The 13,465-nt window shown below is 57.7% G+C and carries 13 protein-coding genes; 11 read left to right on the top strand and 2 right to left on the bottom strand.

Annotated elements, in window-relative coordinates; translation table 11 throughout:
• The first annotated feature begins 41 nt into the window (after positions 1-41).
• The 6 genes from AB7M29_RS01620 (at position 42) to AB7M29_RS01595 (ending at position 4,549) form a co-directional block, all read left to right on the top strand.
• Complete coding sequence (locus AB7M29_RS01620; protein WP_454246202.1) at positions 42-680, top strand: peroxiredoxin; 639 nt, start codon at positions 42-44, stop codon at positions 678-680.
• A 351-nt stretch (positions 681-1,031) separates the two neighbouring features.
• Positions 1,032-1,625 carry an NADPH-dependent FMN reductase gene (ssuE, locus tag AB7M29_RS01615; RefSeq protein WP_217857527.1) on the top strand — a complete coding sequence of 198 codons (594 nt, stop codon included), beginning with the start codon at positions 1,032-1,034 and terminating at the stop codon, positions 1,623-1,625.
• Positions 1,626-1,726: 101 nt separating this feature from the next.
• Positions 1,727-2,707, top strand: coding sequence for a sulfonate ABC transporter substrate-binding protein (locus tag AB7M29_RS01610; protein ID WP_454246201.1), 981 nt, complete (start codon positions 1,727-1,729; stop codon positions 2,705-2,707).
• Positions 2,708-2,713: 6 nt separating this feature from the next.
• Positions 2,714-3,496 carry an aliphatic sulfonate ABC transporter permease SsuC gene (ssuC, locus tag AB7M29_RS01605; protein WP_454246200.1) on the top strand — a complete coding sequence of 261 codons (783 nt, stop codon included), beginning with the start codon at positions 2,714-2,716 and terminating at the stop codon, positions 3,494-3,496.
• Positions 3,493-4,299 carry an aliphatic sulfonates ABC transporter ATP-binding protein gene (ssuB, locus tag AB7M29_RS01600; protein ID WP_454246199.1) on the top strand — a complete coding sequence of 269 codons (807 nt, stop codon included), beginning with the start codon at positions 3,493-3,495 and terminating at the stop codon, positions 4,297-4,299. The genes ssuC and ssuB overlap by 4 nt, the downstream gene beginning before the upstream one ends.
• 34 nt (positions 4,300-4,333) lie before the next feature.
• On the top strand, positions 4,334-4,549 hold the full coding sequence (locus tag AB7M29_RS01595; protein ID WP_003229256.1) for a TOBE domain-containing protein: 216 nt from the start codon (positions 4,334-4,336) through the stop codon (positions 4,547-4,549).
• Positions 4,550-4,752: 203 nt separating this feature from the next.
• Here the strand turns inward: AB7M29_RS01595 and AB7M29_RS01590 are convergent, their stop codons facing one another.
• Both AB7M29_RS01590 and AB7M29_RS01585 read right to left on the bottom strand, forming a co-directional pair.
• A complete protein-coding gene (locus AB7M29_RS01590; RefSeq protein WP_217857523.1) occupies positions 4,753-5,391 on the bottom strand; it encodes a TetR/AcrR family transcriptional regulator in 639 nt (212 codons plus the stop codon).
• Between the two features lie 241 nt (positions 5,392-5,632).
• Positions 5,633-7,009, bottom strand: coding sequence for a glutamine synthetase family protein (locus tag AB7M29_RS01585; protein ID WP_007897683.1), 1,377 nt, complete (start codon positions 7,007-7,009; stop codon positions 5,633-5,635).
• Between the two features lie 278 nt (positions 7,010-7,287).
• On the opposite strand from AB7M29_RS01585, the gene AB7M29_RS01580 reads away from it, so the two are divergent.
• The 5 genes from AB7M29_RS01580 to AB7M29_RS01560 all read left to right on the top strand — a co-directional run bounded on the left by AB7M29_RS01580 (position 7,288) and on the right by AB7M29_RS01560 (position 13,448).
• A complete protein-coding gene (locus tag AB7M29_RS01580; protein WP_217857522.1) occupies positions 7,288-8,064 on the top strand; it encodes a gamma-glutamyl-gamma-aminobutyrate hydrolase family protein in 777 nt (258 codons plus the stop codon).
• A 37-nt stretch (positions 8,065-8,101) separates the two neighbouring features.
• Positions 8,102-9,460: a glutamine synthetase family protein gene (locus AB7M29_RS01575; RefSeq protein ID WP_217857521.1), complete on the top strand. Its 1,359-nt coding sequence runs from the start codon at positions 8,102-8,104 to the stop codon at positions 9,458-9,460.
• Positions 9,461-9,518: 58 nt separating this feature from the next.
• Positions 9,519-10,883 (top strand): aspartate aminotransferase family protein, encoded by a 1,365-nt coding sequence (locus tag AB7M29_RS01570; RefSeq protein WP_217857520.1) that lies wholly within the window; start codon positions 9,519-9,521, stop codon positions 10,881-10,883.
• A gap of 182 nt (positions 10,884-11,065) precedes the next feature.
• Positions 11,066-12,163, top strand: a complete 1,098-nt coding sequence (locus tag AB7M29_RS01565; protein ID WP_217857542.1) for a polyamine ABC transporter substrate-binding protein — start codon at positions 11,066-11,068, stop codon at positions 12,161-12,163.
• 187 nt (positions 12,164-12,350) lie between these two features.
• Positions 12,351-13,448, top strand: a complete 1,098-nt coding sequence (locus tag AB7M29_RS01560; RefSeq protein ID WP_050682232.1) for a polyamine ABC transporter substrate-binding protein — start codon at positions 12,351-12,353, stop codon at positions 13,446-13,448.
• Positions 13,449-13,465 lie beyond the last annotated feature (17 nt).

Raw genomic sequence — 13,465 nt, 5'->3', positions numbered from 1 at the left:
AGGCACAGTTGGGCTCAACAAGCACTCACAAGGAGCAGCACATGAGCCTCAGACTTGGCGATATCGCCCCCGATTTCGAACAGGATTCCAGCGCCGGCACTATCCGTTTCCACGAATGGCTGGGCGATAGCTGGGGCGTGTTGTTTTCCCATCCGGCGGACTTCACGCCGGTGTGCACCACCGAGCTGGGCTTAACCGCCAGGCTCAAGGATGAATTCACCCAGCGCGGCGTCAAAGCCATTGCTCTATCGGTAGACCCGGTGGACTCGCATCACAAGTGGATCGAGGACATCAACGAAACCCAGAACGCCATCGTCAACTTCCCGATCCTCGCCGATGCGGACCGTAAAGTGTCCGACCTGTATGACCTGATCCACCCGAATGCCAACGACACCCTGACCGTACGTTCTCTGTTCGTGATCGATCCGAACAAGAAGATTCGGCTGACCATTACTTACCCGGCGAGTACTGGCCGTAACTTCAATGAAATTTTGCGGGTGATCGATTCGCTGCAGCTCACCGACGACTACAAGGTGGCGACCCCGGCCAATTGGCAGGACGGTGATGAAGTGGTGATCGTGCCATCGCTCAAGGACGAAGACGAAATCAAACGACGTTTTCCCAAAGGCTATCGCGCAGTGAAGCCATACCTGCGTCTGACGCCGCAGCCGAACAGGTAATCATCCGAATTTTGCGGTGGGGCTGAAATCGCTATCGCGGGCAAGCCCGCTCCCACAGTGGATTGGGGAGGGTCAGAGGTGTGTGGCAGACCTAAAACCCTGTGGGAGCGGGCTTGCCCGCGAAGGCGGCAGACCGGCCAGTGAAAATTTCATGTCATCCACAAAGCAGGGGTTTTCAGGCCGTTTCGACGGCCTTTTTTTTCGCCTGAAAAAGGCATTCTTTATATTTCCATAAAGAATAACCAAATGAATAAATATGATTTATGGATATATAAATCAACTGTTAAGGTCACTCCATCAACGCGAGATCGCCAGCCGCGAATCGCCAACATCGCTTAAGGAATTGTCTGAATGCTGGTCGTCTCACTTGGTGGCAGTCCCAGCCCACGCTCCCGTTCCGGAGTTTTGCTGGAGCGCTCGCGACGCTGGTTGCAAGAGCAAGGGGTGGAAGTGGTGAGTTACCAGGTACGGGACTTCCCGGCCGAAGATTTGCTGCATGCCCGCTTCGACAGCCCGAAGGTGATCGACCTGCTGCAACAGATTGAAAACGCCGATGGCTTGCTGATCGCCACGCCGGTTTACAAAGCGTCGTTCTCCGGTGCGCTGAAAACCTTACTCGATCTGCTGCCCGAACGTGCCTTGAGCCACAAGGTGGTTTTGCCGATGGCTACCGGCGGTAGCATCGCCCACATGCTGGCGGTGGATTACGCGCTCAAACCGGTGCTGTCGGCGTTGAAAGCCCAGGAAATGCTGCAGGGGATTTTCGCCGTGGACAGCCAGATCGCTTACGGCGAAGGCAGCGCCCAGGCGCAGTTGGCGCCGGAGCTTACGCAACGATTGTTTGAAGCGCTGGAGCAGTTTTTCAGCGCCATGGCTCGTCGGCCCAAGCCGCTCGATCCGAACCTGTTGAACGAACGTTTGTTGAGTGCTCGCTGGAGCATTTAAGCCAGCACTCAAGCCATACCTGAATTTGAAATACTCACCTTACTCAGCCGCTAACGGTCAAGCAGGTGCAGCCAAAACCCAACTGCAAAAAGGAGAGCGCTATGCGCACTGTCATTTTGCGTCGTGGTCTGGTCGCTCTGTTTGCTGCGGCTGTGTCCTTCGGCGCCATTACTCAAGCTCAGGCGCTTTCTACCCATGAAGGCGTGCTAAGAATCGGTTATCAAAAGTACGGCACTCTGGTGCTGCTCAAAGCCAAAGGTACTCTGGAAAAACGCCTCGCCGCCCAAGGCGTGGACGTGCAATGGACTGAATTCCCCGGTGGCCCGCAACTGCTCGAAGGCCTGAACGTCGGCTCCATCGACTTTGGCGTCACCGGTGAAACGCCACCCGTGTTCGCTCAGGCGGCCGGCGCCGATCTGCTCTACGTGGCCTATGAACCACCAGCGCCCCACAGCGAAGCGATCCTGGTGCCGAAGGACTCGCCGGTCAAATCGGTGCAGGACCTCAAGGGCAAGAAAGTCGTGCTCAACAAAGGCTCCAACGTGCACTACCTGTTGGTGCGTGCGCTTGAAGACGCCGGCCTCAAATACACCGACATCCAGACCGTGTTCCTGCCGCCAGCCGATGCCCGCGCCGCGTTCGAGCGTGGCAGTGTCGATGCCTGGGTGATCTGGGATCCGTACCAGGCTGCCGCCGAACAGCAACTGCAAGCACGCACTCTGCGCGATGGCAAAGGCCTCGTCGACAACCACCAGTTCTACCTGGCGACCAAACCTTACGCGCAGAAAAATCCTGAAGTGATCAAGGCTCTGGTGGAAGAAGTACGCGCGGTTGGCGAATGGTCCAAGGCCAATCCCGAGGGCGTGACCAAGCAAGTTTCGCCACTGCTCGGCCTGCCAGTGGACATCACCCTGACCTCGGTGAAACGCCAGGGCTACGGCGCGCTGTTCCTTACGCCGGAAGTCGTCGCTGCCCAGCAAAAAATCGCCGACAGCTTCTACCAGCTCAAGCTGATTCCCAAACCCTTGAGCATCAAAGACGTGATCTGGACGCCACCGGCGGCCGTTGCCAAAGCGCCGTAATTCGCCATGAAGAAAATCATCCACAACCTCGCGCCTTGGGCGTTGCCGGTCTTGTTGCTGGCGGTATGGCAGTTATCGGTGTCGGCAGGCTGGTTGTCGACGCGGATTCTGCCGGCACCGATCGCGGTGATCGAGGCCGGTGTGAGCCTGGTCAGCAGCGGTGAAATCTGGACCCACCTGGCCATCAGCGGCTGGCGTGCGGCGCTCGGTTTCGCCATTGGCGGCGGCATCGGTCTGACCTTGGGCTTCATCACCGGCTTGTCGAAATGGGGCGAACGCCTGCTCGACAGTTCGGTGCAGATGATCCGTAACGTACCGCACCTGGCACTGATTCCACTGGTGATCCTGTGGTTCGGCATCGACGAGTCGGCGAAGATTTTTCTGGTGGCGTTGGGCACGTTGTTCCCGATCTACCTCAACACGTATCACGGTATCCGCAACGTCGATCCGGCACTGGTGGAAATGTCCCGCAGTTATGGCCTGTCCGGCTTCGGCCTGTTTCGTCAGGTGATCCTGCCGGGTGCACTGCCATCAATTCTGGTCGGTGTGCGTTTTGCCCTGGGCTTCATGTGGCTGACATTGATCGTCGCGGAAACCATTTCGGCGAGCTCGGGCATCGGCTATCTGGCGATGAATGCCCGGGAGTTCTTGCAGACCGACGTGGTGGTACTGGCGATTCTTTTGTACGCAGTGCTCGGCAAGCTGGCCGACCTTGCGGCGCGTGGGCTTGAACGTGTGTGGCTGCGCTGGCATCCGGCTTATCAGGTTGCCAAGGGAGGTGCCGCATGACGGCTCAACAACCTCCACGCTTGCTGCGCGGGATTCCGCTGGTGGTGCGCAGGCTGCAAAAAACCTTTGGTTCACGGCAAGTGCTGCGGGACATCGATCTGCACATTCCGGCCGGGCAGTTTGTGGCGGTGGTCGGGCGTAGCGGCTGCGGCAAAAGTACCTTGCTGCGTTTGCTCGCCGGTCTCGACAAGCCCACCGGTGGTGAGCTGCTTGCTGGCGCAGCGGCACTGAGTGATGCGCGGGAAGACACCCGGCTGATGTTCCAGGAAGCACGTCTGCTGCCGTGGAAAAAGATCATCGACAACGTCGGTCTCGGGCTCAAGGGCAACTGGCGGCCGCAAGCATTGCAAGCGCTGGAAGCGGTCGGCCTGGCGGATCGCGCCAACGAGTGGCCGGCAGCGTTGTCCGGCGGGCAGAAGCAGCGTGTGGCCCTGGCTCGCGCGTTGATCCATCAACCGCGCTTGCTGTTGCTCGACGAACCGCTGGGCGCATTGGATGCCCTAACTCGAATCGAAATGCAGCAACTGATCGAACGGCTCTGGCAACAGCATGGTTTCACCGTGTTGCTGGTGACCCACGACGTCAGTGAAGCGGTGGCGATTGCCGATCGGGTGATCCTGATTGAAGAGGGTGAAGTCGGCCTCGACCTGCATGTGGAACTGCCGCGCCCTCGGGTCCGTGGCTCCCATCGGCTGGCGGCTCTGGAAACCGAAGTGCTCAACCGCGTGCTGTCCCTGCCTGGCCAACCGCCGGAACCGGAACCTGTTTCACCACTGCCTACGCAATTGCGTTGGGCTCAATAACTTAAAGATTCATCCAACGACAGGAATCAACATCATGACTATCAAAGCCATCAACGTTCGTAACCAGTTCAAAGGCTCGATCAAGGAAATCGTGCTGGGTGACGTGCTGTCGGAAATCGACGTGCAGACCGCCTCCGGCATCGTCACTTCGGTGATTACCACCCGTTCGGTGAAAGAGCTGGAACTGGTGGTCGGCAGTGAAGTGATCGCGTTTGTAAAATCCACCGAGGTGTCGATCGCCAAGTTGTAAGCGTGTGTGCAAACAACAACCCCGGAGGGTGTGAACCCTTCGGGGTTTTTTATGCGCGTGATTCAGTGAGTTCGGCGGTACGGCCTTCGCGAGCAAGCCCGCTCCCACATTTGATCTTCAGTGGACACAGATTCTCTGTACGACAGAAATCCACTGTGGGAGCGGGCTTGCTCGCGAAGGGGTCAGTGAAGCCTGCGAGGATATCAGGCTGTAATAGCGCGCTTGGGCAGGTAGGGTGGCAAATACAACCCAAGATAAGCATCAAACACCCGCATCCCTTCTTCAGCCATGCGCGGCGTGATCTGCCCATGCTGTTGCACCGAGCGTGCATACACCCGATCCCCCAGCTCCATGGCCAGCGCAAACACATCGACATCACTTGGCAGGGTCGGCAGTTCGAAGTGGTGGTCGAACAACTTGTGCATCAGGTCGCCGAGTTCGATGTCGTGCTGGCGGTCAGCCTGGGTGACTTCGGTCAGGCCATGCTGGGCGAGGATCAATTGGCGGGCGGCGGCGTCTTCGTCGTAGATGGCGAGCATGCGTTGTTCCACCAGTCGCGACAAATCGCGCCAGCCGTTGAGGGCATGGTGGTCGATAGGCGCTTGGAGACAGGCGCGGAACGCGGCGTGGATGTCGGCGGTCAGGGCTTCAAGCAGGGCCGGGACGCTGGCGAAAAAATGGTAGACGGAGGAGGGCGGGATCTCCGCGCGTTCGGCGACGCTGTAGATCGACAGGCTGGCCACGCCCTCGGCGGCCAGCAGCGTGCGGGCGGCATCGAGTATCGAATCGATCCGGGCCTGACTGCGGGCGCGGGGTTTGCGTGGGGTGGCGGTGCGCGTCATTGAAGTCTCCTGCAGGGCAGCGGGCATTGTACGAGCAGGCATCTATGTTGTCTGCCAGGACGCCATCGCGAGAAGGCTCGCTCCCACATTTGATTTGTGTTGAATGCGAATTTTGTGTTCACAGAAAATCCCTGTGGGAGCGAGCCTGCTCGCGATGAATCCAACCCGGTTCCACTGAAAAAAACCATAAAAAAACGCCGCAGGCTTCAATAGCCGGCGGCGTTGTTTTTACTGCAACCGCTTACACGGTATGCAGGTACCAGTTGTACTCGAGGTCGGAGATGGAGTGTTCGAACTCCTCCAGCTCGCTCTCTTTACAGGCCACGAAGATATCGATGTATTTCGGATCGATGTACTTGGCCATGACTTCGCTGTCATCCAGCTCACGCAATGCATCACGCAAATTGTTTGGCAGGCTTTGCTCGTTTTGCTCGTAGGAGTTGCCTTCCACGGGCGCGCCCGGCTCGATCTTGTTGGTCAGGCCGTGGTGCACGCCCGCCAAAACCGAAGCCATCAACAGATACGGGTTGGCGTCGGCGCCGGCGACACGATGCTCGATGCGCACGGCATCGGAGGAACCGGTCGGTACGCGGATGGCCACGGTGCGGTTGTCCAGGCCCCAGCACGGCGAATTCGGCACGTAGAACTGTGCGCCGAAACGACGGTAGGAGTTGACGTTCGGGCAGAGGAAAGCCATCTGCGCCGGCAGGGTCTCGAGCACACCGCCGATCGCGTGACGCAGTGCGGCGTTCTGCTCGGGATCCTCGCTGGCAAAAATGTTTTTGCCATCTTTATCAAGAATCGAGATGTGGACGTGCAGACCGTTACCTGCCTGGCCCGGATAAGGCTTGGCCATGAAGGTGGTGTCCATTTCATGGTCGTAGGCGATGTTTTTGATCAGACGCTTGAGCAGGACCGCATAGTCGCAGGCCTTGATCGGGTCAGCCACGTGGTGCAAGTTCACTTCGAACTGTGCCGGGGCACTTTCCTTGACGATCGCGTCGGCAGGGATGCCTTGCTCTTTCGCACCTTCCAGAATGTCCTGGAGGCAGTCGACGTATTCGTCGAGGTCGTCGATCAGGTAGACCTGTGTCGAATGCGGGCGTTTGCCGGAGATCGGCGAGCGTGGCGGTTGTGGGCGACCGTTCACGTTCTCCTGGTCGATCAGGTAGAACTCCAGTTCGAACGCGGCGCAGATGGTCAGGCCCATCTCGTCGAACTTGGCTACGACTTGTCGCAGGACTTCGCGCGGGTCGGCGAAGAAAGGATCACCTTCGAGTTCGTGCATGGTCATTAACAGTTGCGCGGTCGGGCGCTTCTGCCAGGGCTCATTGCACAGGGTGTCGGGGATTGGATAACAGATTCGGTCAGCATCGCCGATGTCCAGGCCCAGGCCGGTGCTTTCCACCGTCGAGCCATTGATATCCAGAGCAAATAGAGAGGCCGGCAGGTTGATGCCTTTCTCGTAAACCTTGTGGAGGCTGGTGCGTTCAATGCGCTTGCCGCGCACCACACCATTCATATCCGCAATCAGAAGGTCAACGTACAGAACCTCAGGATGTTCCTTAAGGAACGCGTTCGCTTCGTTAAGCTGAACGGCACGCGGGGGTACCGACATGATGCAACACCTTTGTTGTTAAAAATATCAATCATTGATCTCTTCGGATTCCAGTCAACCCGAACGGCATGCCGAAGTCAAGCAAGGCCTTTTTTGCCCTAAAAAAGCACTCGCGAGGCTTTTTTGAGGCACTTTGGGGCGTTTTTTTGCCTTCGTCCTTCTTGGCGCCCGCGAGCTTGAGCGGGCCGTGTTGTATTTTTTACGGGGGTGTTGTGTAAAAAAATGAACAAGGCTAAGCTCGATTTAAACCCATAACAGCAATAATACCGGGGTGCTTCATGTCTCGCCTGCCGTTAATCGGCGTCACCGGCTGCTCAAAGCAGATCGGTCTGCATGCTTATCACATCAGTGGCGACAAATACGTACGCGCCGTGGCATCAGCTGCCAAGGGCCTGCCGTTGATTCTTCCATCCCTGGCGGATCTACTGACATCGTCCGATATTCTGGACGCTCTGGACGGCATTCTCTTTACAGGCTCTCCATCTAATATAGAACCGTTTCACTATAACGGCCCGGCCAGTGCGCCAGGTACTGCTCATGATTCTGCACGCGATGCCACCACTCTCCCGCTGATCCGCGCCGCTGTCGAGGCCGGTGTTCCCGTGCTCGGCATTTGCCGCGGCTTCCAGGAAATGAATGTGGCGTTCGGCGGCAGTCTGCATCAGAAGGTTCACGAGGCCGGTCCATACATGGATCACCGTGAAGACGACAGCCTGCCGCTGGAAGGGCAGTACGCGCCAAGTCACCCGGTGCACGTCCAACCGGGCGGTGTATTGGCCAGGCTCGGCCTGGCGAGCGAGATTCAAGTCAATTCGATTCATGGTCAGGGTATAGAGCGTCTGGCGCCGAGTCTTCGTGTGGAAGCCGTGGCGCCTGACGGGTTGATCGAAGCCATCTCTGTTATCGAAGGCAAGGCTTTTGCTTTAGGTGTGCAATGGCATCCCGAATGGCAGGTAAGCTTGAATCCTGACTACCTTGCGATTTTCCAGGCATTTGGCGATGCCTGCCGCAAGCACGCACTACAACGCGACGCCGATGCGTCAAACAACGCCTGACTTATAAGAGTCAGGAAACTCAGCCTAAGAGGCATTTATGAGTAACAACCTCGACCAGCTCACCGATTGGTTGAAAGACCACAAGATCACAGAAGTCGAATGCATGATTGGCGACCTGACGGGCATCACCCGGGGCAAGATCTCGCCGACCAACAAGTTCATTGCCGAAAAAGGCATGCGCCTGCCCGAAAGCGTTCTGTTGCAGACCGTGACCGGCGACTACGTCGAAGACGACATCTATTACGAACTGCTCGACCCGGCCGACATCGACATGATCTGCCGCCCCGACCAGAACGCGGTGTTTCTGGTGCCTTGGGCCATCGAGCCCACTGCGCAGGTGATCCACGACACCTACGACAAGCAGGGCAATCCGATCGAGCTGTCGCCGCGCAATGTGCTCAAGAAGGTACTGAAACTCTACGCCGACCACGGCTGGCAGCCGATCGTGGCGCCGGAAATGGAGTTCTACCTCACCAAGCGCAGCGATGACCCGGATTACCCGCTGCAACCGCCGATTGGCCGCTCTGGTCGTCCGGAAACCGGTCGCCAATCCTTCTCGATTGAAGCGGCGAACGAATTCGATCCGTTGTTCGAAGACGTCTACGACTGGTGCGAACTGCAAGAGCTGGACCTCGACACGCTGATCCACGAGGACGGCACCGCGCAGATGGAGATCAACTTCCGTCATGGCGATGCCCTATCCCTGGCCGACCAGATTCTGGTGTTCAAACGCACCATGCGTGAGGCCGCGCTCAAGCACAACGTAGCGGCGACCTTCATGGCCAAGCCTATGACCGGCGAGCCGGGTAGCGCCATGCACTTGCACCAGAGCATCATCAGCATCGAGACCGGCAAAAACGTTTTCTCCAATGAAGACGGGACCATGAGTCAGCTGTTCCTCAATCACATCGGCGGCCTGCAGAAATTCATTCCTGAGCTGTTGCCGTTGTTCGCCCCCAACGTCAACTCGTTCCGCCGCTTCCTGCCGGATACCTCGGCACCAGTGAACGTGGAGTGGGGCGAAGAAAACCGCACCGTGGGCCTGCGGGTTCCGGATGCCGGGCCGCAGAACCGTCGGGTGGAAAACCGTCTGCCGGGTGCCGATGCCAACCCTTACCTGGCCATCGCCGCCAGCCTGTTGTGCGGCCTTATCGGCATGGTCGAAGGGCATAACCCGAGTGCTCCGGTCGTGGGTCGTGGTTATGAGCGGCGCAACCTGCGCCTGCCACTGACCATTGAAGACGCCCTGGATCGCATGGAAAACAGCAAGACCATCGAAAAGTACCTGGGTAAGAAGTTCATCACGGGTTACATCGCGGTCAAGCGGGCCGAGCATGAAAACTTCAAGCGCGTAATCAGTTCGTGGGAGCGGGAGTTCCTGCTTTTCGCCGTCTGATGCGCCGGGCGCCGCTGCGCTTGGCGGCGCCCTCCACTCGAATCCAAGGAGAATTCGCATGACCAGCAACAACCCGCAAACCCGTGAATGGCAAGCCCTGAGCAGCGATCACCACCTGGCCCCGTTCAGCGACTTCAAGCAGCTGAAAGAGAAAGGCCCGCGGATCATCACCAGCGCCAAGGGCGTGTACCTCTGGGACAGCGAAGGCAACAAGATCCTCGACGGCATGGCCGGCCTGTGGTGTGTGGCGATCGGCTACGGTCGCGATGAACTGGCCGATGCCGCCAGCAAGCAGATGCGCGAACTGCCTTATTACAACCTGTTCTTCCAGACGGCTCACCCGCCGGTGCTGGAGCTGGCCAAGGTCATTGCCGACGTTGCGCCTGAAGGCATGAATCACGTGTTCTTCACCGGTTCCGGTTCCGAAGGCAACGACACCATGCTGCGGATGGTTCGCCACTACTGGGCGATCAAAGGCCAGCCGAAGAAGAAAGTCATCATTAGTCGCAAGAACGGCTATCACGGTTCTACCGTGGCCGGCGCGAGCCTGGGTGGCATGACGTACATGCACGAACAGGGCGACTTGCCGATCCCGGGCATTGTCCACATTGCCCAGCCGTACTGGTTCGGCGAAGGCGGCGACATGACGCCGAACGAGTTCGGTATCTGGGCGGCCAATCAGCTGGAAGAGAAGATTCTGGAAGTCGGCGTCGACAACGTCGGTGCCTTTATTGCCGAGCCGATCCAGGGCGCCGGCGGCGTGATCATTCCGCCAGACAGCTACTGGCCGCGCATCAAGGAAATCCTCGCCAAATACGACATTCTGTTCGTGGCCGACGAAGTGATCTGCGGTTTCGGCCGTACCGGTGAGTGGTTCGGAACCGATTTCTACGACCTCAAACCCCACATGATGACCATCGCCAAAGGCCTGACCTCCGGTTACATCCCGATGGGTGGCCTGATCGTGCATGACGATGTGGTCGAGGTGCTCAACGAAGGGGGTGATTTCAACCACGGTTTCACTTATTCCGGGCACCCGGTGGCCGCTGCGGTGGCGCTGGAAAACATTCGTATCCTGCGCGACGAAAAAATTGTCGAGCGCGTGCGTACAGAAACGGCACCTTATTTGCAAAAGCGTCTACGGGAACTGAGCGATCACCCGTTGGTGGGGGAAGTGCGTGGGGTCGGTCTGTTGGGGGCCATCGAACTGGTTCAGGACAAAGCCACCCGCAAACGTTACGAAGGCCGTGGCGTCGGCATGATCTGCCGCACGTTCTGCTTCGAAAACGGCCTGATCATGCGTGCCGTCGGCGACACCATGATCATTGCTCCGCCACTGGTGATTACACCGGCTGAAATCGATGAGTTGGTAACAAAAGCACGCAAGTGCCTGGACCTGACCCTGAGTGCGTTACAGGGCTAAGTGCTAGGCTCTGAGCGAGGTGCGAAGTGTGCACTTCGCTCAGTGCAAACAAAGGATGGGTCTTTCCTTGAAAGCCTGCCTTGGATCTTGCCAGACTACCGGTTGTTCGGATGCCCAGTAACAGGCCGCTGAGCACGTGGTTAAAAAGAAAAATTGGAGCATTACCCATGAAGGCATTAGGTATGAAGATAGCTGGCAAGACCCTCCTCGCCATGTCCCTGATGGGCGTGATGGCGGGTGCCGTTCAGGCTGACGACAAGGTGCTGCACGTGTACAACTGGTCCGATTACATCGCACCGGATACCGTCAAGAAGTTCGAAGCCGAGTCGGGTATCAAAGTCGTCTACGACGTGTTCGACAGTAACGAAACCCTTGAAGCCAAGTTGCTGGCAGGCAAGTCCGGCTACGACATCGTCGTGCCGTCGAACAACTTCCTGGCCAAGCAAATCAAGGCGGGCGTTTACCAGAAGCTGGACAAGTCCAAGCTGCCTAACTGGAAGAACCTGAACACGGACCTGCTCAAAGCGGTATCGGTGAGCGACCCGGGTAACGAACACGCGTTCCCTTACATGTGGGGTTCGATCGGTATCGGTTTCAACGCCGAGAAGGTCAAGGCTGCACTGGGGGCCGATGCGCCAACCAACTCCTGGGACTTGCTGTTCAAACCTGAAAACGCTGCCAAGTTGAAGTCGTGCGGTATCAGCTTCCTCGATTCGCCAACCGAGATGATTCCGGTGGCGTTGCATTACCTGGGCTATCCAACCGACAGCCAGGACAAGAAACAACTGGCTGAAGCCGAAGCGCTGTTCCTGAAGATTCGTCCTTCGGTGGGCTACTTCCACTCGTCCAAGTACATCTCCGATCTGGCCAACGGCAACATCTGCGTCGCCGTGGGTTACTCGGGTGACATCTACCAGGCCAAGGCTCGCGCCGCTGAAGCCGGTGACAAGGTGAAAGTCAGCTACAACATTCCGAAAGAAGGTGCCGGCAGCTTCTACGACATGGTCGCCATCCCTAAAGATGCCGAAAACGTCGAAGGCGCCTACAAGTTCATGACCTTCCTGCAGAAGCCGGAAATCATGGCTGAAATCACCAACGCGGTACGTTTCCCGAACGGTAACGCGGCGTCTACTGCATTGGTCGATAAAGAAATCACCAGCGATCCTGGCATCTACCCGCCAGCGGAAGTACTGGCCAAGCTGTACGCGATTGCCGACTTGCCGGCCGCGACCCAGCGGATCCTGACTCGCAGCTGGACCAAGATCAAATCCGGTAAATAAGCCGATTTGAGGCAACTACCTGTTGCCGTCGTCGCGCGACGGCGGCAACAGGAATAATTAAATGACAGAAAGTTTTGCTGGAACGGTTTTTCGAGGGTAAGTTGCGCGCCGGTTTTGTTGCCAGGCAGCCATGGCTGTCATGTAACGCGGGGCAACTTGGGCCCAACTAATTTTAGAGGACCTCCACTTGCCTATTTTTTCTTTGTTGCGCAATGCCCTGCTGGTCGGCGCCGGGCTGACACTTGCTGTCAGTGTTCAGGCCGCTGGCACGGTGCATATTTATAACTGGTCGGACTACATCGGTGAAACCACCCTGGCCGACTTCCAGAAAGAAACCGGTATCAAGCCGGTGTATGACGTATTTGATTCCAACGAAACCCTGGAAGGCAAGTTGCTGGCCGGGCGTACCGGTTATGACGTGGTTGTGCCGTCCAACCACTTCCTTGGCAAGCAGATCAAGGCCGGGGCTTTTCAGAAGCTCGACAAATCGAAGCTGACTAACTATTCCAACCTCGACCCGGTGCTGCTCAAGCGCCTGGAGCAGAACGATCCGGGCAATCAGTACGCCGTGCCGTATCTGTGGGGCACTAACGGCATCGGTTACAACGTCGACAAGGTCAAGGCAGTGCTGGGCCTCGACAAGATCGATTCGTGGGATGTGGTGTTCGAGCCGCAGAACATCAAGAAGCTGCACAGCTGTGGCGTGGCGTTCCTCGACTCCGCCGATGAAATGATGCCCACGGTCCTCAACTACATGGGCCTGAACGCCAACAGCACCAACCCTGAAGACTACAAAAAGGCTGAAGCCAAGTTGCTGGCAGTGCGGCCTTACGTGACGTATTTCCACTCATCCAAATACATCGCAGACCTGGCCAACGGTGACATCTGTGTGGCGATCGGTTTCTCCGGCGATATGTTCCAGGCCAAGGCCCGCGCGGCTGAAGCCGGCAAAGGCATGAACATCGCCTACTCGATTCCGAAAGAGGGCGGCGCGCTCTGGTTCGACATGCTGGCGATCCCCAAGGATGCCGCCAACGCCAAAGAGGCCCATGCCTTCATCAACTATTTGCTGAAACCCGAGGTGATTGCCAAGGTCAGCGATTCCGTAGGCTATGCCAACCCGAACCCCGGGTCGGACAAACTGATGGAACAGTCCATACGCACCGACGCATCGGTATATCCACCGCAAGCGGTCCTCGACAAGACATACGTATCCATCGAGTTGCCACCGAACATTCAACGTTTGATGACGCGCAGCTGGACCAAGGTCAAGTCGGGCAAATAGCTTCAAACTATCCAGGT

The organism is Pseudomonas sp. F-14 TE3623, assembly GCF_053629015.1.
Note: the sequence above shows the minus strand (reverse complement) of the source record. Positions and strands in the feature narration are given on the sequence as shown.

Bases quoted from the DNA above. Each gene is read 5' to 3' on its own strand.
- AB7M29_RS01620 (WP_454246202.1), top strand. From the start codon at position 42: ATGAGCCTCAGACTTGGCGATATCGCCCCCGATTTCGAACAGGATTCC.
- ssuE (WP_217857527.1), top strand. From the start codon at position 1,032: ATGCTGGTCGTCTCACTTGGTGGCAGTCCCAGCCCACGCTCCCGTTCC.
- AB7M29_RS01610 (WP_454246201.1), top strand. From the start codon at position 1,727: ATGCGCACTGTCATTTTGCGTCGTGGTCTGGTCGCTCTGTTTGCTGCG.
- ssuC (WP_454246200.1), top strand. From the start codon at position 2,714: ATGAAGAAAATCATCCACAACCTCGCGCCTTGGGCGTTGCCGGTCTTG.
- ssuB (WP_454246199.1), top strand. From the start codon at position 3,493: ATGACGGCTCAACAACCTCCACGCTTGCTGCGCGGGATTCCGCTGGTG.
- AB7M29_RS01595 (WP_003229256.1), top strand. From the start codon at position 4,334: ATGACTATCAAAGCCATCAACGTTCGTAACCAGTTCAAAGGCTCGATC.
- AB7M29_RS01590 (WP_217857523.1), bottom strand. From the start codon at position 5,391: ATGACGCGCACCGCCACCCCACGCAAACCCCGCGCCCGCAGTCAGGCC.
- AB7M29_RS01585 (WP_007897683.1), bottom strand. From the start codon at position 7,009: ATGTCGGTACCCCCGCGTGCCGTTCAGCTTAACGAAGCGAACGCGTTC.
- AB7M29_RS01580 (WP_217857522.1), top strand. From the start codon at position 7,288: ATGTCTCGCCTGCCGTTAATCGGCGTCACCGGCTGCTCAAAGCAGATC.
- AB7M29_RS01575 (WP_217857521.1), top strand. From the start codon at position 8,102: ATGAGTAACAACCTCGACCAGCTCACCGATTGGTTGAAAGACCACAAG.
- AB7M29_RS01570 (WP_217857520.1), top strand. From the start codon at position 9,519: ATGACCAGCAACAACCCGCAAACCCGTGAATGGCAAGCCCTGAGCAGC.
- AB7M29_RS01565 (WP_217857542.1), top strand. From the start codon at position 11,066: ATGAAGATAGCTGGCAAGACCCTCCTCGCCATGTCCCTGATGGGCGTG.